Annotated in this window: 19 protein-coding genes and 2 pseudogenes; 11 read left to right on the plus strand and 10 right to left on the minus strand. The window is 56.3% G+C overall.

What is annotated here, in order from left to right; genetic code table 11:
• Positions 1-784, plus strand: a pseudogene (gene tnpC, locus XI09_RS03475) (IS66 family transposase); the annotation flags it as partial.
• Positions 785-895: 111 nt separating this feature from the next.
• Here the strand turns inward: tnpC and XI09_RS03480 are convergent.
• The 8 genes and pseudogenes from XI09_RS03480 to XI09_RS03515 form a co-directional block, all read right to left on the minus strand.
• Positions 896-1042, minus strand: a pseudogene (locus XI09_RS03480) (transposase); the annotation flags it as partial.
• A gap of 18 nt (positions 1043-1060) precedes the next feature.
• The gene (locus XI09_RS03485; RefSeq protein WP_271565673.1) at positions 1061-1411 is read right to left on the minus strand and encodes a Crp/Fnr family transcriptional regulator; all 351 of its coding nucleotides are present in this window, start codon (positions 1409-1411) and stop codon (positions 1061-1063) included.
• A 707-nt stretch (positions 1412-2118) separates the two neighbouring features.
• Positions 2119-2952: a carbohydrate ABC transporter permease gene (locus tag XI09_RS03490; protein ID WP_271565674.1), complete on the minus strand. Its 834-nt coding sequence runs from the start codon at positions 2950-2952 to the stop codon at positions 2119-2121.
• Entirely contained in the window at positions 2949-3971 is a 1023-nt protein-coding gene (locus XI09_RS03495; RefSeq protein WP_271565675.1) for a carbohydrate ABC transporter permease, read from the minus strand. Before XI09_RS03495 ends, XI09_RS03490 begins: the two co-directional genes overlap by 4 nt.
• A complete protein-coding gene (locus XI09_RS03500) occupies positions 3968-5167 on the minus strand; it encodes an ABC transporter ATP-binding protein (protein WP_271565676.1) in 1200 nt (399 codons plus the stop codon). The genes XI09_RS03495 and XI09_RS03500 overlap by 4 nt, the downstream gene beginning before the upstream one ends.
• Positions 5167-6051 carry a MurR/RpiR family transcriptional regulator gene (locus tag XI09_RS03505; protein WP_271565677.1) on the minus strand — a complete coding sequence of 295 codons (885 nt, stop codon included), beginning with the start codon at positions 6049-6051 and terminating at the stop codon, positions 5167-5169. Before XI09_RS03505 ends, XI09_RS03500 begins: the two co-directional genes overlap by 1 nt.
• Positions 6048-6716 carry a class I SAM-dependent methyltransferase gene (locus XI09_RS03510; RefSeq protein WP_271565678.1) on the minus strand — a complete coding sequence of 223 codons (669 nt, stop codon included), beginning with the start codon at positions 6714-6716 and terminating at the stop codon, positions 6048-6050. The genes XI09_RS03505 and XI09_RS03510 overlap by 4 nt, the downstream gene beginning before the upstream one ends.
• 38 nt (positions 6717-6754) lie before the next feature.
• Positions 6755-8113, minus strand: a complete 1359-nt coding sequence (locus XI09_RS03515; protein ID WP_271565679.1) for an ABC transporter substrate-binding protein — start codon at positions 8111-8113, stop codon at positions 6755-6757.
• Positions 8114-8200: 87 nt separating this feature from the next.
• Between XI09_RS03515 and XI09_RS03520 the strand changes: the two genes are divergently transcribed.
• Both XI09_RS03520 and XI09_RS03525 read left to right on the plus strand, forming a co-directional pair.
• The gene (locus XI09_RS03520; RefSeq protein ID WP_271565680.1) at positions 8201-9052 is read left to right on the plus strand and encodes a phosphodiesterase; all 852 of its coding nucleotides are present in this window, start codon (positions 8201-8203) and stop codon (positions 9050-9052) included.
• The gene (locus tag XI09_RS03525; protein WP_271565681.1) at positions 9049-9738 is read left to right on the plus strand and encodes an HAD family hydrolase; all 690 of its coding nucleotides are present in this window, start codon (positions 9049-9051) and stop codon (positions 9736-9738) included. The genes XI09_RS03520 and XI09_RS03525 overlap by 4 nt, the downstream gene beginning before the upstream one ends.
• 151 nt (positions 9739-9889) lie before the next feature.
• Here XI09_RS03525 and XI09_RS03530 read toward each other — a convergent pair whose 3' ends face one another.
• Complete coding sequence (locus tag XI09_RS03530; protein WP_271565682.1) at positions 9890-10210, minus strand: transposase; 321 nt, start codon at positions 10208-10210, stop codon at positions 9890-9892.
• Between the two features lie 690 nt (positions 10211-10900).
• Between XI09_RS03530 and XI09_RS03535 the strand changes: the two genes are divergently transcribed.
• From XI09_RS03535 to XI09_RS03555, 6 genes are all read left to right on the plus strand, one after another.
• The gene (locus XI09_RS03535; RefSeq protein ID WP_271565683.1) at positions 10901-12043 is read left to right on the plus strand and encodes an aminotransferase-like domain-containing protein; all 1143 of its coding nucleotides are present in this window, start codon (positions 10901-10903) and stop codon (positions 12041-12043) included.
• 535 nt (positions 12044-12578) lie between these two features.
• Positions 12579-13448: a succinylglutamate desuccinylase/aspartoacylase family protein gene (locus XI09_RS45935; RefSeq protein ID WP_442869519.1), complete on the plus strand. Its 870-nt coding sequence runs from the start codon at positions 12579-12581 to the stop codon at positions 13446-13448.
• On the plus strand, positions 13445-14920 hold the full coding sequence (locus XI09_RS03540; protein ID WP_271565684.1) for an MFS transporter: 1476 nt from the start codon (positions 13445-13447) through the stop codon (positions 14918-14920). Before XI09_RS45935 ends, XI09_RS03540 begins: the two co-directional genes overlap by 4 nt.
• Positions 14917-15816, plus strand: coding sequence for a polysaccharide deacetylase family protein (locus XI09_RS03545; RefSeq protein ID WP_271565685.1), 900 nt, complete (start codon positions 14917-14919; stop codon positions 15814-15816). Before XI09_RS03540 ends, XI09_RS03545 begins: the two co-directional genes overlap by 4 nt.
• A gap of 7 nt (positions 15817-15823) precedes the next feature.
• Entirely contained in the window at positions 15824-16711 is an 888-nt protein-coding gene (locus XI09_RS03550; RefSeq protein WP_271565686.1) for a polysaccharide deacetylase family protein, read from the plus strand.
• Positions 16712-16733: 22 nt separating this feature from the next.
• A complete protein-coding gene (locus XI09_RS03555) occupies positions 16734-17618 on the plus strand; it encodes an alpha/beta hydrolase (protein WP_271565687.1) in 885 nt (294 codons plus the stop codon).
• 270 nt (positions 17619-17888) lie between these two features.
• Here XI09_RS03555 and XI09_RS45940 read toward each other — a convergent pair whose 3' ends face one another.
• The gene (locus XI09_RS45940) at positions 17889-18863 is read right to left on the minus strand and encodes a MurR/RpiR family transcriptional regulator (protein ID WP_442869518.1); all 975 of its coding nucleotides are present in this window, start codon (positions 18861-18863) and stop codon (positions 17889-17891) included.
• A gap of 1724 nt (positions 18864-20587) precedes the next feature.
• On the opposite strand from XI09_RS45940, the gene XI09_RS03560 reads away from it, so the two are divergent.
• Entirely contained in the window at positions 20588-20803 is a 216-nt protein-coding gene (locus tag XI09_RS03560) for a helix-turn-helix domain-containing protein (RefSeq protein WP_271565688.1), read from the plus strand.
• 6 nt (positions 20804-20809) lie between these two features.
• Positions 20810-21547: a LysR family substrate-binding domain-containing protein gene (locus XI09_RS03565; RefSeq protein WP_271565689.1), complete on the plus strand. Its 738-nt coding sequence runs from the start codon at positions 20810-20812 to the stop codon at positions 21545-21547.
• The last annotated feature ends 81 nt before the right edge of the window (positions 21548-21628 follow it).

The raw sequence follows: 21628 nt of genomic DNA on the forward strand, positions 1-21628 counted from the left end.
GTCCACGCGCTCAAGCTGCTCGACGGTTATCGCGGCATCGTGCAATGCGACGGCTACACCGTCTACAAGACCATTGCCGACACCGCGCCTGACGCGGCGATCACGCTCGCCTTCTGCTGGGCTCATCTGCGGCGGCGCTTCTTCGACGTTGTCCAGGACGGTCCTGCTCCGATCGCGAGCGCNCGCGCCTGACGCGGCGATCACGCTCGACTTCTGCTGGGCTCATCTGCGGCGGCGCTTCTTCGACGTTGTCCAGGACGGTCCTGCTCCGATCGCGAGCGAAGCGCTCGAGCGTATTGCCGCTCTCTATGCGATCGAGAAGACGATCAGGGGCCGCAGCGCCGATGAGCGTCGTGCCATCCGCCAGGAGCGCAGCAAGCCGCTGGTGCTGGCGCTCAAGGCCTGGTTCGAGCAGCAACTCACCCGCGTCTCGGGCAAAGCGACAATCGCCGAGCACATCCGTTACGCCTTGAACCACTGGGTTGGCCTGATGCGCTTCCTTGACGACGGCCGCATCGAGCTCGACACAAATATTGTCGAGCGAAGCATCCGTCCTCTTATCCTCAACCGCAAGAACGCACTGTTCGCGGGGCATGATGAGGGCGCGGAGAACTGGGCCTGCATCGCTTCGCTGATTGAGACCTGCAAGCTCTGCGGCGTGGAGCCGCAGGCCTATCTGACCGACGTCCTTACCAGACTCGTCAACCTCTGGCCGGCCTCGCGTCTGGACGAACTCATGCCCTGGGCGTGGAGCGCCGAGCAAGCTAAAAGCCTCGCCGCTTGATGAACTCGCTTCCTGGATCGCGACCGCTCCAGCCGGCCTCGTCGCCACCGGCTCCGTGTGTTCCGACAACGTCAACAACCCGTCGCGCACGGCCTTACGCCAGGTCGACAAATGCTGCGGCGATAGACTGTGGCGCCGCGCGACGTCCGAGACGATCGCGCCGGGAACAAAGGATTCCGCGACGATCCGTCCCTTGACCTCGCCGCTCCAGCGCCGCCGAACCCGTAGTTCCGATGCGTCGACAACACGCCCGATCATATATGCAAACCGTCCTCTTCAAGACGGAACGCATATTGCCGGTCTGCTCAACAGCAACAAGGTGCGGGAGACACGCCGCTTACGATCAATTTGCAAGAGGCCGCGCATTTTGCGAATTAACCGCTGTTCTGCAAATCGCACCAACGTCTCCGTAACCCCAGGCCGAGGCAATCCCAACATGGACGAAAGGTACTCGTGCGTAACCGGAAGCACATTGGCATCAAGAGCATCACTAGCTAGACATAACCAGCTCGCGAGCCGCTCCTCCCTATCATGCCAAACGCCACAGAATCCTGCCCGAGCGCAATGTAACGTTAGCGCCTGAACGTGCCGAGAAATATGTTCTCGGATTTCAGGACGCTCGTTCATCAACCGACACGAATCATCGATGCGGATCTTGAGCGCACTGCCGGGACGGAGCACAACAGATTGCTGCGTGGAAAGATGTCCACCCAGCAGAGCTGCAGCACCGACCGCACCCGATGCCCGCTTACCGCCGTTTCAAATGCATTTCCGGCCGAGACGATTCTTAGCGAAACCAGACCTGACTCTATGAAATAGACGTGATCAAGCGTCCTTCTCAGCTCTTAAAGAACGACACGATCTCTCAGAGCGACTGGCTATAGGTATTCCCCTATCGCGGCGAGATCTTGCAGAGAGAGGCTCGCAAGAAGCGTGTTCTTGATAAGGAATCGCCTACTAAGGTGCACAGTGCCAGGCAGGTGAAGCATCGTCTATCTCTCAGACATCACAGTTTATTGGGTAGCGCCCAGCGTTTGACTGGGTTTCACACCCCAGTCGAAGCCCTGATGCTCGCGTCCTTCGACTCCCTTGCCCAAACGCGCAGCAGTATTCGATTATCATCGAAGTGACAGTTCGAACGGCGATCGCCTGCGCGCAAAATCGGAGTTCAGATCAGTACCGTCGTTTGTTCAACCGCAAAGTACATCATGAGCTGCTGCTAGTTAGATCGTTACCGTGTAATTCACTTCCTATTCCGGTTGAAAGCCACGAACGTTCCGACCGATTTCGACGGCCCCCTTCATCAGGCCCTCTTGAATCTCAAATGGCTTCCTTCACTTGATCGCCCCCTCCGTCATTCCAACGACAAACCATTTCTGAGCGGCAACGAAGGCGACTACCAGAGGAAGAACGACGATGGTCGCGGCGGCCATGAGGGGACCATAGTCGTCGCCGGCCTCCTTGTCGGCGAACACCGTGATGCCGAGCGACGGCGGCATAAGACTCTCTTCACGGACGGCGATAAGGGGCCAGAACAGATCGTTCCAGTGGCCGACCACAGAGAAGACTGCGAAAGCGATGACGGCTGGCACGGCCATCGGAACCATGATCTTCCAGACGATCGCGAACTCGGAGAGCCCGTCGAGGCGGGCGGCGTGCACGATATCATCTGGGATCGACTTAAAGAGTTGGCGGAACAGGAAAATGCCAAACGGCGAGACGATGAAGGGAAAGATCAGCGCGGCGTAGGTATTTAGAATACCGATGCTGTAGCCAAGGATGAAGAGTGGTAGCGCCAACACCTGATGCGGCAGGAGCAACCCGATCACGACGAAAGCAAACAGCATATCGCGGCCCTTGAACTCGAGTTTGGCAAGGGCATAGGCGCACGGCACGCAGACCAATATCTGCAGGGCAAGAATGGTGGTGCAGACAATGACACCGTTTACCATGTATTGCGCCAGTGGAGCGGCGGTGAGCGCCTTAGCGTAGTTCTCAACGACGTACCAGTGCTTGGGTAGGAGCGAGAAGGAGCCCTGGAAAATCTCGGCCGGAGGCTTCAACGAGAGCGAAACCATCCACACGCAGGGGACCATGATAAGGGCCCCTGTGATGAACAGAACAACATGGCGTGCGATAGCCACCCGTGGAGACAGGCGCGTCCTCATTGGTAGTGCACCCTCTTATCCATCACACGGACCTGCACGAGAGTAAGCGCCACGACGATAATCAGGAAGACGATGGTGACAGACGCACCGTAGCCGGTGCGAAGGTACTCGAAACTCTCGCGGAAGATCGTGTAAAGCAGCATCTCGGAAGAGTGACCGGGCCCACCCTGAGTCAGGATCTTGACGGTATCGAAAGTCTCGAACGCATGCAGCGCGAGCACAATGACGACGAACATGGAAACGGATCCGAGCATCGGCAATGTGACGGTGCGCAGCCGATCCAGCCATTGGTCGGCGCCGTCGATGTCAGCGGCGTCGTAAAGATCCTGCGGAATCGCCTTCAGCCCCGCCAGGAATAGGACCATGGCGAAACCAAGGTTCTGCCAAATGCCGATGACAGCTAGCACCGGCAGCACCGTGTTCTCATCGCGCAGCCAGTTGGCGGTGGGCAAGTGGAGAGCGCCAAGCGTCTGGTTTATCAGTCCTATCGTAGGGTGCAGTAGCGCCTCCCATACGATTGCCATGGCAGCAAGCGTTGCCATGAAGGGTAGGAAATGCACCGCACGATAAAAGGCGCGTAGACTCTCGCCACTCTCGATCAGCAGAGCGATGACGAGCCCCAGGATGACTGTACCCGGCACCACCATCAACACATAAAGAACGGTATTAAGGAGCGAGGCGCGAAACCCCTCGTCGGCAAAGACTTGACGGAAGTTGGCCACTCCAACGAACTTGAGTGTGAGAGCACCGAACTGCCAGTCGGTCAGCGCGATGACGATCACTGCGAGCACCGGTAGGAAGAACAGTACGACCAACAGCAGCAGGGCCGGACCGGCGAGCAACCACGCAGCAAGTGCTTCCGCCAGACTTTGCGCGCGTCGCGCCTTAAATAGGTGACGAGTTCGAGAGCCGGAAACTCTCTTGCGTGATGAACCCACCGACTTTCCTGCCTTTCGTTCGCCGCAGACTACGATCCGGTCCGAGCCGGGTGGCAACGGTTCGATCGCGGTGGAGTTCATCGCGCATACTCGCGAATTGGTCTTACGCTGGTTGTGCCGGCAACGGCGGAATGCGCGAAAACGGAAGCGGGCTGCTGGATGCGGGCGCCCTCACGGTCAAACAGCAGGACACGATCGGACCACACGCGAAGATTGAGTGTCTGGCCGGTCGCGATGTGCGGTGCCCGCTCGGCTAGCAGTCTTGCAATGACCGGCTCGGCCACACCGGGCATGTCAAGATGGACGTATAGGTCTGACCCCACGTGCTCGACCAGCCTGACCGAACCGGTCAACGCCCCCGGTCCCGCCTGCTCGGCAATATGAAAGGCCTCAGGCCGGATGCCCAGCGTAAGGGCGGCACCCGCCTCGCGTTCGACCTCGACGGCCAGCGTAGAGCCTGCTACCTCGACTAGCCCGCCCTCACGCACTTGACCCTCCAGCATGTTGATCTTTGGCGAACCGATGAACTCAGCCACCCGCCGCTCCGCTGGATTGGAATAAATCTCTTGGGGCGGCGCCACCTGAAGCAACTCACCCTCTAGCATCACCGCCACGCGATCCGACAGCGTCATGGCCTCAGCCTGATCGTGAGTGACATAGATGAAGGTCAGCCCAAGTCGTCTATGCAGTTCCTTAATTTCAGCCCGCATTTGGACCCTCAGCTTTGCGTCGAGATTGCTAAGCGGCTCGTCCATCAAAAATACCGCCGGTTGGCGCACCATTGCACGACCCACCGCCACGCGCTGTCGCTGGCCCCCCGAAAGTTGCCCCGGCTTGCGCTCCAGCAGATGGTCGATACCGAGCGCCTTCGCCGTCTTCGCGACTTCGGCCGCCATTTCCGCATCTATCTGCTTGGTTCCTGGCAGCACCCTGCCCAGCACAGGTAGCCTCTGCCATCCTGAGAGGCAGCGCATCCTCAACGGCAGCATCATGTTGTCCGCCACCGACATATGCGGGTAGAGCGCATAAGATTGGAACACCATCGCGACATCTCGCCGCTTCGGTGGCAGCCCGTCAACCACACGTCCACCAATTACCACGGACCCGCTGTCCTGAACCGCAAGCCCCGCTAGTACCCGCAGCAACGTACTCTTCCCACACCCCGACGGTCCCAACAATGTCAGAAATTCACCATCTGAAACCTCCAAGGACACTTGGCGGAGGACAGGGACGGAACCAAATGATTTGGTGACGGACTGAAAAGAACAAGCAGCCATCAGGTTAAGCTCTCCGCGGGGCACAACAGACCGAGCTTGATGGTAAGCATCGTCGCGAGAACCTCGATCGCCATGAGATTGGTGAAAGCGATGACCGACTTCGCCTCGGTTAGAGGTGAAGTGACCCCTGCTGTAAGCAACACTTCGTCTGCATATTTTACGATCGGTCCATCGTGGCTGTGCGTAATCACTGCAGTAAACGCACCCGCAGCCTTGGCCCGTCGCAGGGCTTCTACCGTTTCCTCGGTCATGCCTGATTCCGAAATGGCGATTGCGACGGAGGTCGCCCCAAGGCCGCTCGCAACGTAGGCGGCATAGGTCGTGTCGACGATGGCATGGGCAGGCAGGCCGACACGCAGCAACCGAAACGCCAAATGCTGACCTATGAGACCGGACACTGCGGCGCCGTACACGTCGATGCGACGGGCCTTGACCATCGCATCTGCCAGCCGATCGATGGCATTTTGGTTTAGCAACAATTGGGTCTCGCGCGTCGCTTGCACAATACGCTCGGCCAGTTCGTGAGTGAGATCGGTATTTGTTTGGGCCTCGTGGTTTGCGTCAGGGGCCTGGAAGCGCCGGGATGCCAGATCGCCGGCAAGAGCGAACTTAAACTCTTGCAATCCGGCAAACCCAACAACCTGGCAGAACCGAACGATGCTCGCCGGGCCGCTTTTTGTAACGATTGCCAGTTCGCTCGCCGTCTGCCGGATAACTAAATCCGGGTTCTCGATAATGTATTTTGCAATCCGCTGCAGAGCCTTCGGAAGATCGGCCATATGGGCACGAACCACAGGCAGCGCTCCATAGCGCGTGGTGCGCTGGTCGGTCTCGGCAACAGATCCCTCGGCTTCGTCACAAGGCGATTCCCTCACGTTAATCATCCTTTTCGCTCTGCAACTATGTGCCAGTGCGAATATTCGGAGAATACGACATCCTGTCGATCCTCGACACGCACCCATTGGAAACCGCGGAAAAGGTCATTGAGTCGAGGAGTGTCGCAGAAAAAGTGCGGATGATGGTGATCAGCTTCGCCATCATCCCATACAAACGTGTCAGGAGCGATTTCGCGGCCGCGACGCGGTGCCGTACTGCGGTGTGAAAGCATAGTAGCCTGTAGAATGCCACCATCACGCAGCACACGCCTTGCTTCGGATACGGCCGCCGCGACGACATCACCGTCGCCGTGGCAAAAGACATTGTAGGAAACGACGTAGTCAAAAGACGCGTTGTCGAATGGAAGGCTTACCATTGACGCACGCCGCGTTTCGATTGTCAGGCTATGGGCCGCGGCTTTTGCGCGCAGTTCATTGAGACCAACTTCAGACAAATCTATCGCGCAAACCGAGTATCCACTTTGCGCCAGATGTAGAGCGTGCCGTCCGATTCCGCATCCGAGGTCGAGCGCTCGCCGGCAGCCCGTTTGAAACAGATGGGCCGCCATTTCAACAACTTCACTTTCAGGTCGACCCCAATCCGAACGGCCTTCTTCGGTCGCCCATTGTTCATTCCAAGCGAGGTGAGCAGTATCCGTTGCAGTTGATGGCATCAAAAGGTCTCTCTGAATGAGTGGGAGGCGCAACATCGTCACACCTTGGGGAGGAGAGCGTCGACGTCAGCGCGCATGATCTTCAGCGCATTTTCTGGGGTTATCTTGAGCGTAACGACGCTACGCAGGTGGTTAAGCAAAACTTCGCTGATCTTGATCGCATTTGGACCAGGAAAAGAGTACCAGCCGGTGACAATAGGTAATTGCTCTAGGCCGGCCTTGGCCTGAGGGTTCGTCGCATAATAATCGCCTAATTTAGATGCGGCGTTGGCGTTACCCGGAACGGCTCCGGTCATTCGGACTATGATTGCTTGGCCAACCGGCCCGCTGGCGAATTTCAAAAATTCCCAGGCAGCCTTCTGCGTCCGCGGATCGGCGGTCGTCATACTGACAAAACCACCACCGACCGGAACGTGTCCACCTTCCTGTTTTGGAAGGGACGCCGAGCCCAACTCGAAGCGGCCTTGGATTGCCTTCTTGTAGGCACCAAGACGTCGATTTGACGTGAAAATCATCCCCGTTACGCCCGCGGCAAAACTCTGGCTTCCTTGCTCCGCCGTCATGTCCTGCTGCCCCGCCTTCCCAAATGCCCTAAGGATCTGCAAGGCTCTGAGGCCGGTCGCATCATCGAAGCTGATCGCCTTTTCATCATCCGACATCATTTGACCGCCCAGCGAAAAGAGCAGCGCCTGATACATCCAATTTCCATCGGCGGTATAGTCGAAGAACGCGCCCATCTTGCCTCCACCGAGCGCAGTGATTTTCTGCGCAGCCTCAGCGGCACTGTCCCAGTTTGCAGTGAAGGTTTCCGGATCGACGCCAGCGCTCCTGAAAAGTTCGGCGTTGTAGAAAATGACCGGGTTCGAGATCTGAAGAGGAAGGCCCCATTGCTGACCTCCAAACTTGCACAAGCTCATCAACCCGGGGGAATAGCCTTGTCCTGCCCAGCCCGACTCTTGACTAATCAAGGCATCCAGCGGGACGGCGGCTTTGCTGTCGGCAACGATGCGGAGCCGGTCGTAGCCCTGCACCGCGAGTTCTGCGGCACCGCCAGTTCGCATGTCGAGGACTGTCCGCTGGAGTTGAGCGTCCCAACTCTGGGCCGGAGTTTGGATGCCTATTTCGACCTGCGGCGCCTGCTCGCGGAACTTGTCTATCAACGCTTTCATGACCGGTTGGAACGCAGAACCGAAGAAAGAAACTCTGATCCGCACACTGCCCTGCGGACTGGCAGAGAGCCCGCTGAGAGCGGCATCGAGGGTTCCGCCCACAGTGGCGGCCGCAACCGAAGCGAGGAAGGTCCGTCGTTTCATCGTGGTAGTTACCCAAAAAGAGATAGATGCCCGCATGGCTGCGACTTTCACGCCATCCTTAGTGGAATATTGTTTCAGATTCACGACACAAATCCGGAATGTCATTCCGGTGTCATTTGGAGCGTGTTAACAAGCACATAGCCGTATTCGACACTGACTAGGTAATGGCCAATGCTAAAAATTATCCAGGTGACCGACTTACATCTGACGCCACCCGGCGTTCACCACATCGGTTGCGATCCTCGCGAACGACTCGAAGCGGCAATCGCGAGCATCAACGCGGAGCATCCTGATGCTGACTTAGTCGTATTCACGGGCGATCTCGCGGCTCTTGGACAAGTCGCGGCCTACGAGCAGTTACAGGACTGCCTTGCCGAATTGAAGCTGCCCTATCGGCTCTGCCTCGGCAACGGCGACCATCGCGCGCGCTTCCGAGCTGCATTTCCCACGACCGCAGTGGATGAAAACGGCTTTGTTCAGTCTACTGAGGAGATTGATGGGCAGCACCTGGTTTTTCTCGACACGCTTGCAGCCGATGGCAGGCATTGGGGTGAACTCTGCGATGCTCGGCTGTCTTGGTTGCGAGCGCGTCTGAACGATATCGGTGAGGCGCCGGTCCTCCTCTTCCTACACCACCCGCCATTTGCGGTTGGCATTCCGCTTCTAGATTCACTCACGCTACAAAACGCCGAGAAGCTCGCTTCGGTTCTTGTCGGCAAGAACATACGGCATATGTTCTTCGGCCATCTACACAGGCCAATTGCCGGCTCATGGAAGGGCATTCCGTTTTCGGTTCTGCGCAGCACAGTCTCGCAATTTGCGCTTAGATTAGGTGCGGACTCAGCAGCGCGGAGCATGGAATCGCCCTTCTATGCGGTCGCCCTGATCTCGGCGGACAGCGTAGTGGTTCATTTTCACGACTACACCTATGAAGGGCCTGTCATCGAATATAGGCCTGTTCCGGCGGTCATTGTCGATGATGAGACCATTGCTTACGTATTCCAGCAGGCAAGCACTTCGTGAGGCCAACCCTGCCCTCAAGACTGCCGCAGCTGATCATTTGGGACTGCGACGGAGTGCTCATTGATTCCGAAAGAATTGCCGCTCGCGTCCACGCTCGCGTGCTGAACCGGCTTGGACGGCAAATATCAGCTAAGACGATCTTGAAGCGATTTGGCGGCAGAGCCGACAAGGATCTCTATGCGGACTTAGAGCAAGAGTTCGGATTGCCATTACCGAACGGCTATCATGCGTCCGTTCAGGAAGGTATCGCGCAGCTATACCGATCGACTCTCAAGGCTACTAGAGGAATCCGCGATGTGCTCGGAATTGTTCGAACCCGCAGCAAAATTTGCGTGGCGTCGAACAGCTCGCCTGAAAAACTGCGTCTGGGGCTGGCCGTCACCGGACTGGACGACCTATTCTTGCCGTATGTATTCAGCGCGGCACAGGTAAACAGGGGCAAGCCGGCTCCCGATCTGCACCTGTTCGCCGCAAACGAATTGGACGTCGCTCCATCGGAGTGCCTTGTTGTTGAGGACAGCGTCAATGGCGTAATGGCGGGTGTCAGAGCCGGCATGACCGTGATTGGTTTTTCGATGCATTCCCAACATCGCGATGAACAAGCGCGCCATCTGCTGGCCGAAGGCGCGGTTGCGGTTGCTCATCGCCCAGCTGAGTTGCTCAATTTGATAGGTCGGACCAAGTGAAATTGCTTGATCCCTTGGGCCTCAAAGTTGGACACGCGCTCCATGCGGGTAGCACCGGGGCCTGCAGGCCCGTGCCACCAGCGCAGTAGAGCACAGCGCACTCGAGCCGTCGCCGATGTGCTGGTGCGGCCGGCATAATCGGTCTCCTGGACTAGCGCCTCTTCGGCGTCAGCCCGAAATGGGCGCCGAACTGCTTTGATGATTTGACGCGTCTCGGATCGTCGATGGCACTGGCACAGGTCAAGGCCAGGATGGGGCCGATTACCAGCCGGTCTGCATGACCGCATATCCTGCGGGTTTGCTTCTCGCGGACCGTCAACTCCCATCGCAAGCCATCGCGGACTGTCAGCAGTGCGTCGGCGCACTCATGAAGATTCGGATGACCGGTGACGAGCTCGTTGATCCGACCGGGCCCCGCGCCGTCATTGCGGTAACCTTTGCACGCCAAGAGCGCTGCCGTCTCTGCCGACACACAGCTGGCTAGCCGTCAACTACCAAGGTCAGTAATTGATCCAGATAACGGAAGCATGTCACGTATAGATTAATACGGTCAGGCGGGTGAACAGCACCTGCGAGGAGTTGACCATGGTAAATCAACCACCAGCAGTTCTCGCAGACGGCCCTCATCGATGCCTCAACTCTTCTAGTTCCAGAAATGATGCCTGCCGAACTCTTTTCCAGCGCCCACGTCTCCGTGCTCGTCAAAACGCACGACGGCGTCCCCTCCTCCTGCGGCGCCAATCTCGACTGCTGCCGCATTCAATTGCAAGGTTAGCATCGTCAGGATTGAGAAAGGCGCCATCGTTCTCAGATCACTCTTCAGCCTCCTTGGCTGTGAGTAGCTCGCACGGAAAGAGCAATATCTGCCGAACCTCGTTTGACGGTGATCACGCAGCTTGATCCGCTCCACAATTCCGCAATCCGCCCGCGAGGTACACCTATGTTGGCGCAACGGATCGCTTTGCTTTCGGGGTCAGCGATCGCTCTTATGCGTCTGAGCGCCTTCGTCACCCCAGGGACCAGGTTCCCGCGGCTTGCGGAAAAACGATCCCGATTGCAACCGATACGCCTGTCGTCACCGCGCCTGCTTTTCTACTCCCGCCATGGCTGAGCCAGTGGAGACTGCACCGGCCGCGCGACATCACACTTAGGAGCGTCCAATATGCCAGTAGCTGCCAAAGAGAACGTCAGTGCCCTCCAACAGCAACCGGATTTGGTTGATTTTCGTCGCAATTTTCCTCCGCCGACTCCGATGATCAAAGAAGCACTTAGTAGAGCTCTGACAGAACTGCAAAGCTCGCCGAAATTCGTCGATGATCTTCGCCTTCCTCGCTTCAACGGAAGCGATACAGATAGAGTCGCCGGTGCAACATGGCTCGAGCAGCGATTTAAGTCGCGCCCTTCCGAAGATCGCATTGTCTTGTCGAACGGGACCAACAGTACCGCGCTGATGCTGCTTGCCCAAATTGCTCGACCTGGCGGCACGTTACTCACCGAAACACTTACTTATCCAGCCATGAAGCCGTTAGCTCGGCTGCTGGGAATCCAGATTCACGGGGTCGATATGGACGGGGACGGAATTCGCCCCGATGCGTTGGCCGACGTTGCAAAACAGGTCGGAGCAGGAGTTCTTCATTGCATCCCAACGTTCCAGAATCCGACAACTGCAGTGATGCCGACACAACGACGGCAAGAAATCGCAGACGTCGCACGCAAGCACGATCTGCAAATATTAGAGGATGATGTTTACGGTATACTGCTGGAAGATGGTCCGGCACCGCTGGCAGCTTATGCACCTGAGCGCACATGGTACATGCTCGGCCTGAGCAAATCCGTATCGCTGCAGTTGCGAATTACTTATCTGCTGACCCCAGAAGGCGCGCTTCCCAGCCAGTACTTCTGGCCAGCGACGATGACCACAAACTGGATGCCAGCACCACTGCCTACGGAGGTCGCAACCAAGTGGATCCTTGATGGGACAGCTGCTCGCCTTCTCACGTCTGTGCGTGAGGAGACAGCCGAGCGTCAACTCCTCGCCGACGAATCGTTGCGCGGCGTCCAATTTCGCACCCATGCTCAATGTTTTCATCTTTGGGTCGACCTACCTTCTGGTTGGTCCTCAGACGCTTTCGCTGAGAGGGCGCGTCGGCTCGGCATTGCCGTATCGTCGACCCGCTCTTTTGCGGTTTATGAGGCTTCTGCTCCGAACAAAGTTCGGCTCGGCCTCGGTGTTCCAGCTGACCGAGCGGTACTTAAGACCAGCCTTGATGCTTTACGAACTCTCATAAGCGACGAGCCTTACTAAAGGCACGAGCAGGTTAGGCAGTCTCGTGGGCCAACCACCGTGCCCCCACGAGTTGGCGCAGCAATACTATGATCAAAGCCCACAAGATGTGGTTGATGGATGCATATGGTTTTCACACTGCCTCGTAGCCAGCAGCGAAATGAAAAGCCGAGCAATGGGTGCGGAAGAGCGGTTTGCCGACAAGAAAGTGTGGCTTGGACCCAGCACCATCCAAACCACCGCACGCCTAAAGCTAGGAAACGCCTGGTCGCGACATGGATTGACATAAGCTCCGTGACTGTATTCGCACCTTCGTCAAACGCGAATAAGCCGCTAGCAGGTGCATTCCCGACGAAAATCAGATGGGCCTCAAAACCCCGTTTCGGCATTTAGCCAAGGGTATCGAACGTTGAAAACACAAGTCTGGTCGGAAGTCGATTTTGGCAAGGAGGGATGCCAACAAGGCTTCTTACGTCTCCCCACGTCACAGCACGAAGCTGCTTATGGGTCCATTCTCATTCCGGTCGCCAGCATCCGAAACGGGAGTGGACCGCGCGTGATTGTGGTCGCAGGGAACCACGGCGACGAATATGAGGGACAGATCATCGTAATGAACCTCATGAGGACCTTGAAACACCAAGACGTACAAGGTCATATTGTTCTACTTTCAGCTCTAAATGCGCCTGCCGTCTATGCTGGCAAAAGAACCTCTCCTTACGATGGCGGCAATCTAAACCGCGTTTTCCCAGGGCGACCGGATGGTGGCCCGACCGAAGCGATCGCACACTTTGTTGAAACAATTCTGCTTCCCGGCGCGGCTCTCGTCGTCGACCTTCATTCTGGAGGAAGTTCGCTAGAATACATACCATCCGCGATAATAGTGAACTCCTCTGAAGCAGGCCGGCTTCGAGAGCGAATCGCTCTCTTGCGGGTTTTTGGCCTTCCGGTCAGCTTTGTAACCGATGCCCCGACGGGCGGCGACCGTAGCTTGGCTGGAGCGTGCGAGCGAGCGGGTGGCATACCCTGCCTCTCTACTGAGTTGGGCGGTGGAGGTACAGTGTCTATCCCGGCGCTGAGGCTGGCCAAAGAGGCAACCCTTCGAGTTCTACGCCACGTGGGTTCTATCCATTCAATCCAGGATGAAAAGGAGCCCCAGCCGACTGCTCTATATCGACGGGGGCCCTTTAGCCAGTTCGTGTTCGCCCCTTGCGGAGGAGTGTTCGAGCCGTTTGTGCGGCTCGGGGACTTCGTGGAGCGTGGCTGCGACGCCGGAGCCATCCACAACCCTTCCGAACCGTGGGCCCCGCCCCGACAAATTTGCTTCGACCATTCCGGCCTTGTTCTATGCAGACGATTTACAGCGCGAACCGCTCCTGGCGATTGCTTATTTAGCGTGGGAGTGCCGTTCAGCGAGGCCGACCAATGAGCCACACAATCATTCGCACCAATTTCTTTTGTATAAGGGGCAACGCCGCCCATGCGCACAAAGGCTCACCTCGAGCCGACCACCGCAGACGCAGTTTTCTGTCAGTCGCGGTTGCGAGCGCGACCCAATTTCTCATCATCATGAATACAACGGCCCTGAACGTCGCGCTGTTCGCCGTTTCGAAGGACTTCCAAACGCAAATCGCACAACTTCAATGGGTTACGAATGCGTACTTAATTGTCTTCGCTGGACTCCTCCTAATTTGCGGCGATTTTTGCGACAAAGTTGGGACGTGGAAATCATTCCTCCTCGGAGCGTTCGTACTCGCGCTAGGCTTACTTGGATCCGCGTTCGCAGGCGGACCCAACGCACTGACCGCAGCTCTTGCTGTTCAGGGTGTAGGGGCTGCTGTTTTGACGCCCGCGATTTACGCGGCTATCACGGATGCGTTTCCCAATGCTCGTTCGAAAGCCAGAGCGATCGGGATCTGGGCAGCTATTGCTGGCACGGCTCAAGCCGCTGGGCCGCTCATTGGAGGAATAATCGTCCAACTTTACGGCTGGCGATACATTTTCTTGCTAGAGCTTACTATTGTCATTCCCCTGTTCAACATAGCTGTCTATCTCGCATGGGTAGCGCCAACAAAGACGAGCCCGACGGTTCACTTTCGACGTCTGCATCACATCCTGATGAGGACTGCCCTCCTCTTCCTCGGCGTCGGTCTACTCATCTGCGCGGCGTTAGAATACCCGATCACTGAATCACGCTCTTACGTGGCGTTGCTTGTCGTGGCGAGCGCAACCTCTCTGAGCATGTTGGCTTTCTCGGAGTGGTCTAGTCATGACCCGTTTCTTCCTTTGAATGTGGCTACAAATAGGAGCTTCATTCTAGTTAACGCCATTGGGTGTTGTCTGAACTTTACTTACTATGGTGCTAGCTTTCTCCTCTCGTATTATCTCCAATCTCTGCGCGATTTGACGGCGGCCGAAACTGGTTTTGCATTCCTTCCGTTTGCGACAATGATGTGCCTAGGGCCGGCGGTTACTGCGATACTTGCACGTTCACATCCACAGCGCAGCATCATATTAGTTGGCCTGAACATCGCTGCTCTCGGACTCGCTGCGACGATCACAGCTAATTCTTCCGTTAAGAGCGACCTGATGAAACTGCTGACGCTCTCGATGTGCGGCCTAGGTATAGGTCTAACTGCGCCTGCAATGTCTACGGCGCTGCTCATCGCTCTCCCTTCGAATCGCGGCGTGGTCGTCAGCTGTCTCACGATGACCCGTCAGATCGGCAGCGCTTTTGGCGTCGCCGTATTCGGCGGCCTCCTTGGACGGGCGACGATAACTTCTGATCGGCCGCTTATCACCTCTGCACAGGTAGCAGCTGCGGCGATCAGTTTCGCTCTCGTGGCAGCTTATTTCTTGCCGACGGAATCGCCGGAAGCAGGCAAGGAGATCGGATCATGATTGAACTCGATCGACTTGGACCCAGCTATCAGCGCGGCGCGCCCCATATTCGTCTCCCCAATGACGCGCGGCTCGCTTTCTGGGTTTGTCCGAATATTGAACACTACGAGTTTCTACCCGATCCTGTCAGCACGCGAAATCCCTGGCCGCGGACTCCGCACCCCGATATCCTCGGCTATAGCATTCGGGATTACGGAAACCGAGTTGGGCTCTGGCGAATGCTCGACGTCCTTGATGAATACCGCGTGCCATGCACCGCGTCGCTCAACGCAGCCGTTTTTGCACATTATCCCGAGATTCTTGATGCGTGTGAAAAACGCAATTGGGATTATATGCTTCACGGCGTCTACAACACTCAGTATCTTTGGAACCTAGGAGAGGAAGAGGAGCGGAACGCAATAAATCAATCGTTGCGCCTGTTTGAGAACTTTACGGGGCGGCGACCGGCTGGCTGGTTTTCTCCATCAGTCTCGCACACGTTAAGAACACCTGACCTAGTGGCGGAGGCCGGCTTCCAGTACTATTGCGATTTCTATCATGACGACCAACCGACATCAATAAAGGTTCGTAATGGGACCTTGGTGTCATTGCCGTACCAGATGGATTTGAATGACGCGGTTTTGTTTGTTCGTTCCTGCGAGGGAGACGACTTCCTTCATGTAGCCCGAGACATGTTCGACACCCTCTACGCGGAAGGTGCCGACACTTGTCGCGTCATGAACATGGCGATTCATCCCTACATAAGCGGCCGCCCTCATCGGATTAGATTTCTCGATAAAGCACTCGATTACATTCTGTCGCACTCGGGTGTTTGGCTTGCCACTGGCGCAGAGCTAGCCAGCTGGTATCACGACAGCTCGATACATGAAAGTGATAACAATGCCGACCATACCTAGACGAGGAATGGATCATGACCTCTATACTTTCACCCCAATAACGGTCAGAGAGCATACTCGAACTCAGGGCAGCAAGGTCCTCTATCTCTATATTCTACTTTACCTGGAATACTGGGCACTTGCGCGCGACGCCAACGCGCATTCCGATCCACGTTTTGCAGTTGAGTATGGATCCTATTTTCCAGAATTCAGAACATGGTCCTATCGGGAATATGGGAACCGCGTTGGGATCTATCGCATTCTCAAGCTTTTTGATCAGACAAAAATAAAGCCGGCAGTTCCGGTCAACGCCTTTGCTTTGCGAGTTCACCCCGAGCTTGTTGATGAAGTCAAAAAGCGTGGGTGGGAAATTATCGCTCATGGGCAAAGCGCTGACAAAATGATCACGAGTCACATGGAGATCGAAGAGGAGCGGGACGAAATCGTCACATCCCGAGATCTGCTAACGGCTGCGTTTGGCTATCGGCCCCGGGGATGGCTCGGGCAAGATTTCGGAGGGACGGGCAGAACGAGTGCACTCCTGGCAGAGGCAGGATTCACTTATACGCTGGATTGGGCCAACGATGAACTGCCTTATCTGCAATCCGGCACCAACGGATTGTATGCCGTGCCGGCTTTTCCAGATTTCGATGATGTTGAGGCACTCTGGCTGCGACGGTTACCTGTGCAGAGGTTTACGCGCTTAATTTTCGAAGCTGTAACTCGGCTGGAGCGTGAACAAGCCTGGGGCAGGATTATTGCCCTTGGGGTGCACCCTTGGGTTTTTGGAGCGTCTTATCGGATCAAATATTTGAACGCTATTTTGAGATCTCTTAAAGAAAACCCAAACGTCGAGATCGTTACGCCCGGAGACATAGTCGATCGACTTTCCGGCGAGGCGATCGTAACTGAATGATCAATAGAATCGAGATCCTTGTATGCAGAGAGATGTCAGCTTCAGAACGCGCGATCGGGTTGAGCTCCGAGGCTGGCTTTTTACTCCGGCTGTTAGTAAGTCGCGGCTTCCATGCGTTGTGATGACGCACGGGTTAACGGTGCAGATCGAACACGGACTAGCAAAATTCGCTGAGTGTCTGGCCGAACGTGGATTCGCTGTCCTGACCTATGATCACCGCGGCTGGGGACGTAGTGACGGCGAGCCGCGTCATGAATCTGATCCGTTCAGACAGATGCATGACACTCGCGATGCCATTACATATGCGACAATGCTGCCGGAGATTGATTCCGAACGAGTCGGCCTATGGGGCACAAGCTACTCTGGCGGAACCGCATTGATAGCGGCAGCCGTCGATCGCAGGGTGAGATGTGTGGTGGCAGTGGGCCCTCTGATAAGCGGTTCCGTTATGGCGAGACGCCATATAGCATCCGCCGATTGGGACTCATATCGAATGCAGTTTGAAGACGCTCGCCGCCAGGAGCTGGCAGAGGGAATGATACAATACCGAGTTCACACGGCTGTGCAGGAAACGATCGATTGGTACAAGAAGGTCGACTTGGAAGGCACTTGGAAGAACGAGATCTCCATCATTTCTCACGACATGATGATGGAGTTCGAACCTGGCGACTACGTATCTCGCATATCACCGACTCCTCTCTTAATGATCGTGGCAGATGACGATACCCGCTGCCTGACCGATCTACAACTCGACGCCTACAATCGAGCTCGCGAACCAAAGCATCTCGTGCTTATTAAAGGGGGGCACTACGACCCCTATGTGCGTCACCTCGCAACGGTGAACAGAGTCACTTGCGATTGGTTCACCAAGCATTTGGCCAAACAAATGGATCCTGTTGTTCTCTGACCTGATTTTTGACGTTCATTGCAGCCCTGCTTCGCAGTAGCCACGTGGGCCGTCTCTGTTTGACCTGCGCTCTGGCCGACTCCATTCAGGTTACCCCAGGTGAGCAATCAGCGAGACGCTGCTATAGAATGACGTGAGGCGTTGAGCCTAGAACACCAGGAAATTAGTCTGCCTGGGCGTCTATTCGTGGCGGCAAGGCAGACAGTATCAAGCTCTCTACCTTTGCTTTGACTGAGCGAGCGGTACACACCTCCGACATCCCCGCATAGTTCATCGCGATCGCGGCTTATGAGGCCGACGACGCGGTACGTCTGTAGATCCTCTCGTGGTAACAGGTTCAATCGGGCCTGACGCTGTCAGGTTAGGTTCTCCTTGGGTGAGAGCATGCTGCTTGACTGCCAACATCGACGCTAGAACTTCGATTGCGATCAGGTTGGTGAAAGCGATTACTGAGTTCGGTTCGGCTACCGGAGAGTGGACGCCCGCTGTAAGCAGCACCTCGTCCGCGTACTTCACAGCTGGACCATCACTCCGGTGCGTTATTACGGCGGTAAAGGCCCCAGCCGATTTTGCCCTCATGAGGGGCTCAACGGTCTCTTTCGTCATCCTAGACCCCGATATGGCAATTGCCGCTGATGTTGGACCGAGGCCGCTCGCGACATAAGCGGCGTAAGTTGGGTCGAGGATTGCGTGCGCGGGTATGCCGATCCGAAGGAGACGAAATACCAAGTGTTGAGCGATGGGACCGGAAGCTGCGACGCCGTACACATCAATCCGACGAGCTGACAGCATGGCATTCGCGAGACGATCGAGAGCCGCCTGGTCCAACAGGCACTGCGTTTCTCGCGTCGCGAGCACAATGCGTTCAGTCAATTGATCCATAAGACTCACGCAGGCCTGCTGTTTCGCATTCTTTTCTACAACCGGAGAATGTTGAGCCGCTATATCGCCTGCCAATGCCAGCTTGAACTCCTGCAGACCACTAAAGCCGATCGCCTGACAGAATCTAATAATGCTCGCTGGGCCGCTCTTGGTGACCACTGCTAAGTCTTTGGCTGTTTGACGAACAACGAGGTTGGGATTCTCCGAGACATACGTCGCGATCCGGCGTAGCGCGCGCGGGAGCGTCGACAAGTGTGCATTTACAAGCGGAAGGGCTCTATAGTGAGCATCCGATCGACCGCGACTGTTCGCCGCGACGCCGACGTTTATACATTTCAAGTGTACAACCCTCCCACCCAACATCGCTCAATGAGCGCGCCTCCCGACGCTCCAATGCCAATAGCAAGGCACACTCGTGCGTCACGCCTGTCTTTCACTTGTCGCCAAAAAGCAGTGATGAATTCATTCAAGCTTTTGTCGCAGAAGAAACGGGGATGACTCTGATGTCCAACATCGTTGTCCCATACGAATCTGCGCGGTGCGAGCTTCCGCCCTCCTCTCAACTGCTTAGGCCCCCGCGGGCAACATCGGGGCTTGAAGAACGCTACCCTTCCAGTAACGACGAGCCCTCCTCCGACGTTCGCTCTTATTGGAGAAGCAGCGCCTAGATTGCCGCCACAATCGAGAACGCGCGCTACTCTGTCTCGAAGCACTGGACGGCCAATGTATGATCGGATTGGTTTCGGCGCCTAACCAGTCGAGACCGAGAGACTGTCACTCAGAACAGTCGTGACACCGGCGCTTCTGGCGGCAGCCACGTAAGCGCTATCGGTTCTATGCAGCGATTGCCAGCTACGACCGGCGTGTGGATGCATTTGATAGTAAGTTCTTTAAGGCAATGCACCACCGTGGTAATCCCTCGATATGGATCCTGTGTGCTGTATCACGGTTGTTCGAACGATAGCAGTAACCGCATGCCTCCGGGCGAGCGGAGAGAACTCATCGATTAACGCGACGCTCGGAGAAGCGAAAGCGATCGTCACCAAGCAACGCCAGCAGATTTAAATGTGCTGTACTTTTGCAAGCAAGCCACTGCATCGACAGATCCGTTAGCTCGGACAGACCCCTAGTTGATCTTGCATACCGAATTCCTCGGAGATCGTTTGAGCGACCAGATCTTCATCCGGCAGATGGCACGAGTCTGTCATCATAGTCATCCACCAACGCTGGTAGTTGACGCCGGCATCAATCGTATCGTGTCACTAATGGCATCTTAAAGTAGATGCATCCTGCTAATGTGTTGGGTCAAGAAGCCGTTGAATGCTCGGCTTGTGGCGATTTGCTGCGCGACCGTAGTGTGCTGTGGTTACTCCTCACAGGTGCGATGGGCGGAGATCGACGCAGCGGACGAACAATTTTCTTTCTCGACTGAGTGTGTGACCTCAGCTTCGCTGCGAGCCCGCTATCGCTTATGGCAATGATCATTGGGGTCGCCGCGGGATTCTATCCGATAGTTACGTCCTCTATCAGGGAGCCAGTTCTCGCATCGACCAAACATTCATCGAATAGTTTGATGAAGTGTTCAGATTCTTCGATGGATGACGTAAGGAACTCCCGGTGCCTGTCGGGCTCGGATCACAATCGGAGCGCGTTCGCAGCATCGGAGTGAGTGATGACCAATAGCACGGATGCAGGTCCGCGATCAGCATTGGATGGGCGCTGTCGCCACCGTAAGAGGAGCGCTTAGAGCTTACAAAGCGTGAACTCTTTCAAACATTTGTGCGCAGTGGATTGGCCATGAGCAACTGCGTTTACCTCGACTAGGGCGATCCTTCGTATCCCAAATGTGATATGTGCTGAGCACGTAAAGGCGCGAAGATCGCGGCGTGTCATCTGGCCAAGCAACGACCACGCGCGAGCCGTCCTGCACAACTAAAAATAGTCGCAATTCTTGGCACACATCGTAGTTATCTTCGATTTGTTTGGTAAGCCGACAGACACAACTTCATCGAGGCATTCGGCGGCCAATTCAGGGCTGAATTGGAGGGTGCTGAAGGCGAGCAAACAAATGGAGTGACGCATTCAAGATGGCGTTTGGTCACGCGCAGCTTGCCATAGGGTTTCGGCCAGTGCCTGTGGAATTTCGAGATCTACGCTGGGCGATCGCTGCGTCCCAGCATCGAAGCCTCCGTCAAGCGGCAGACACGCTCAGACTCAAGCAGTCAACGCTCAGTCGCTGCCTGCGAAGTCTCGAACAAACGTTGGGCAGCGAGCTCTTCGAGCGCACTAACGGTGGCACGTGACCAACTATGGAAGGTCAAGAATTCCTCAAGGACGCCGGGCGCGTCATAGGCGAAGCTGAAGCAATGACCGCTCGCGTCAAGACCCGCTCGCGTGGCGAGAGTGGTCGGTTGACCATCGGCATCCACACCTCCCTGTCAGCTGGCAATCTTCGGGCCACTCTCCTCGAGCACCGGCACCGCTTTCCCGATGTCGATAGACAATTTGTCGACGGAGCGAGCGAGCATCTGATCTCGGATCTTGCCAGCTCCGCTATTGATATCGCCGTCGTGGCCGAGCCCAGTCCGAATTGGGGTGGCAGGTCATTGTTGCTCTGGAGCGAGCGTGTCGTTGCCGCCCTCCCCGCGAACCATCCGCTGACAGGCAGTGACGTAGTTCACTGGGGCGAACTGAAGCGCGAACCGCTTTTGATGTCACAGCGTGGCCCGGGACCGGAACTCTTCAAGCTTCTCGTCAGCAAATTAGGATCTTCCGATCCTTGTAAGCTGCTTCGCCATGACGTGGGGCTCGACCGGCTTCTTTCCTTGGTAGGCGTGGACCGGGGTATTCTGCTCGCACTGGAAAGTGCGACTGGCGCAGTCTATCCGGGTGTCACCTTCCGGGAGGTGCATGATGCCGAGGGGCCGACGCGGCTGAGCTTCCGCGTCTGTTGGCGGCAGCCCAACGGTAATCCATTAGTGCGCCCGTTTCTCGACGTGCTTCGCGAGCGCTATCCGGATCTCTCCACTGAACCAGGTGCAGACTGACTAGAACCTATCTCAAAATTGTCGAAACAGGATCAGCAGGCAAGCGAGCTGGACGAAGCCGAGGAAGTTTTGCGGATAGAA

Source organism: Bradyrhizobium sp. CCBAU 11386 (genome assembly GCF_028128955.1).
GTDB lineage: Bacteria > Pseudomonadota > Alphaproteobacteria > Rhizobiales > Xanthobacteraceae > Bradyrhizobium.

Bases quoted from the DNA above. Each gene is read 5' to 3' on its own strand.
- XI09_RS03485 (WP_271565673.1), bottom strand. From the start codon at position 1,411: ATGAACGAGCGTCCTGAAATCCGAGAACATATTTCTCGGCACGTTCAG.
- XI09_RS03490 (WP_271565674.1), bottom strand. From the start codon at position 2,952: ATGAGGACGCGCCTGTCTCCACGGGTGGCTATCGCACGCCATGTTGTT.
- XI09_RS03495 (WP_271565675.1), bottom strand. From the start codon at position 3,971: ATGAACTCCACCGCGATCGAACCGTTGCCACCCGGCTCGGACCGGATC.
- XI09_RS03500 (WP_271565676.1), bottom strand. From the start codon at position 5,167: ATGGCTGCTTGTTCTTTTCAGTCCGTCACCAAATCATTTGGTTCCGTC.
- XI09_RS03505 (WP_271565677.1), bottom strand. From the start codon at position 6,051: ATGATTAACGTGAGGGAATCGCCTTGTGACGAAGCCGAGGGATCTGTT.
- XI09_RS03510 (WP_271565678.1), bottom strand. From the start codon at position 6,716: ATGCCATCAACTGCAACGGATACTGCTCACCTCGCTTGGAATGAACAA.
- XI09_RS03520 (WP_271565680.1), top strand. From the start codon at position 8,201: ATGCTAAAAATTATCCAGGTGACCGACTTACATCTGACGCCACCCGGC.
- XI09_RS03535 (WP_271565683.1), top strand. From the start codon at position 10,901: ATGCCAGTAGCTGCCAAAGAGAACGTCAGTGCCCTCCAACAGCAACCG.
- XI09_RS03540 (WP_271565684.1), top strand. From the start codon at position 13,445: ATGAGCCACACAATCATTCGCACCAATTTCTTTTGTATAAGGGGCAAC.
- XI09_RS03545 (WP_271565685.1), top strand. From the start codon at position 14,917: ATGATTGAACTCGATCGACTTGGACCCAGCTATCAGCGCGGCGCGCCC.
- XI09_RS03550 (WP_271565686.1), top strand. From the start codon at position 15,824: ATGGATCATGACCTCTATACTTTCACCCCAATAACGGTCAGAGAGCAT.
- XI09_RS03555 (WP_271565687.1), top strand. From the start codon at position 16,734: ATGCAGAGAGATGTCAGCTTCAGAACGCGCGATCGGGTTGAGCTCCGA.
- XI09_RS45940 (WP_442869518.1), bottom strand. From the start codon at position 18,863: ATGTTGGGTGGGAGGGTTGTACACTTGAAATGTATAAACGTCGGCGTC.
- XI09_RS03560 (WP_271565688.1), top strand. From the start codon at position 20,588: ATGGCGTTTGGTCACGCGCAGCTTGCCATAGGGTTTCGGCCAGTGCCT.
- XI09_RS03565 (WP_271565689.1), top strand. From the start codon at position 20,810: ATGGAAGGTCAAGAATTCCTCAAGGACGCCGGGCGCGTCATAGGCGAA.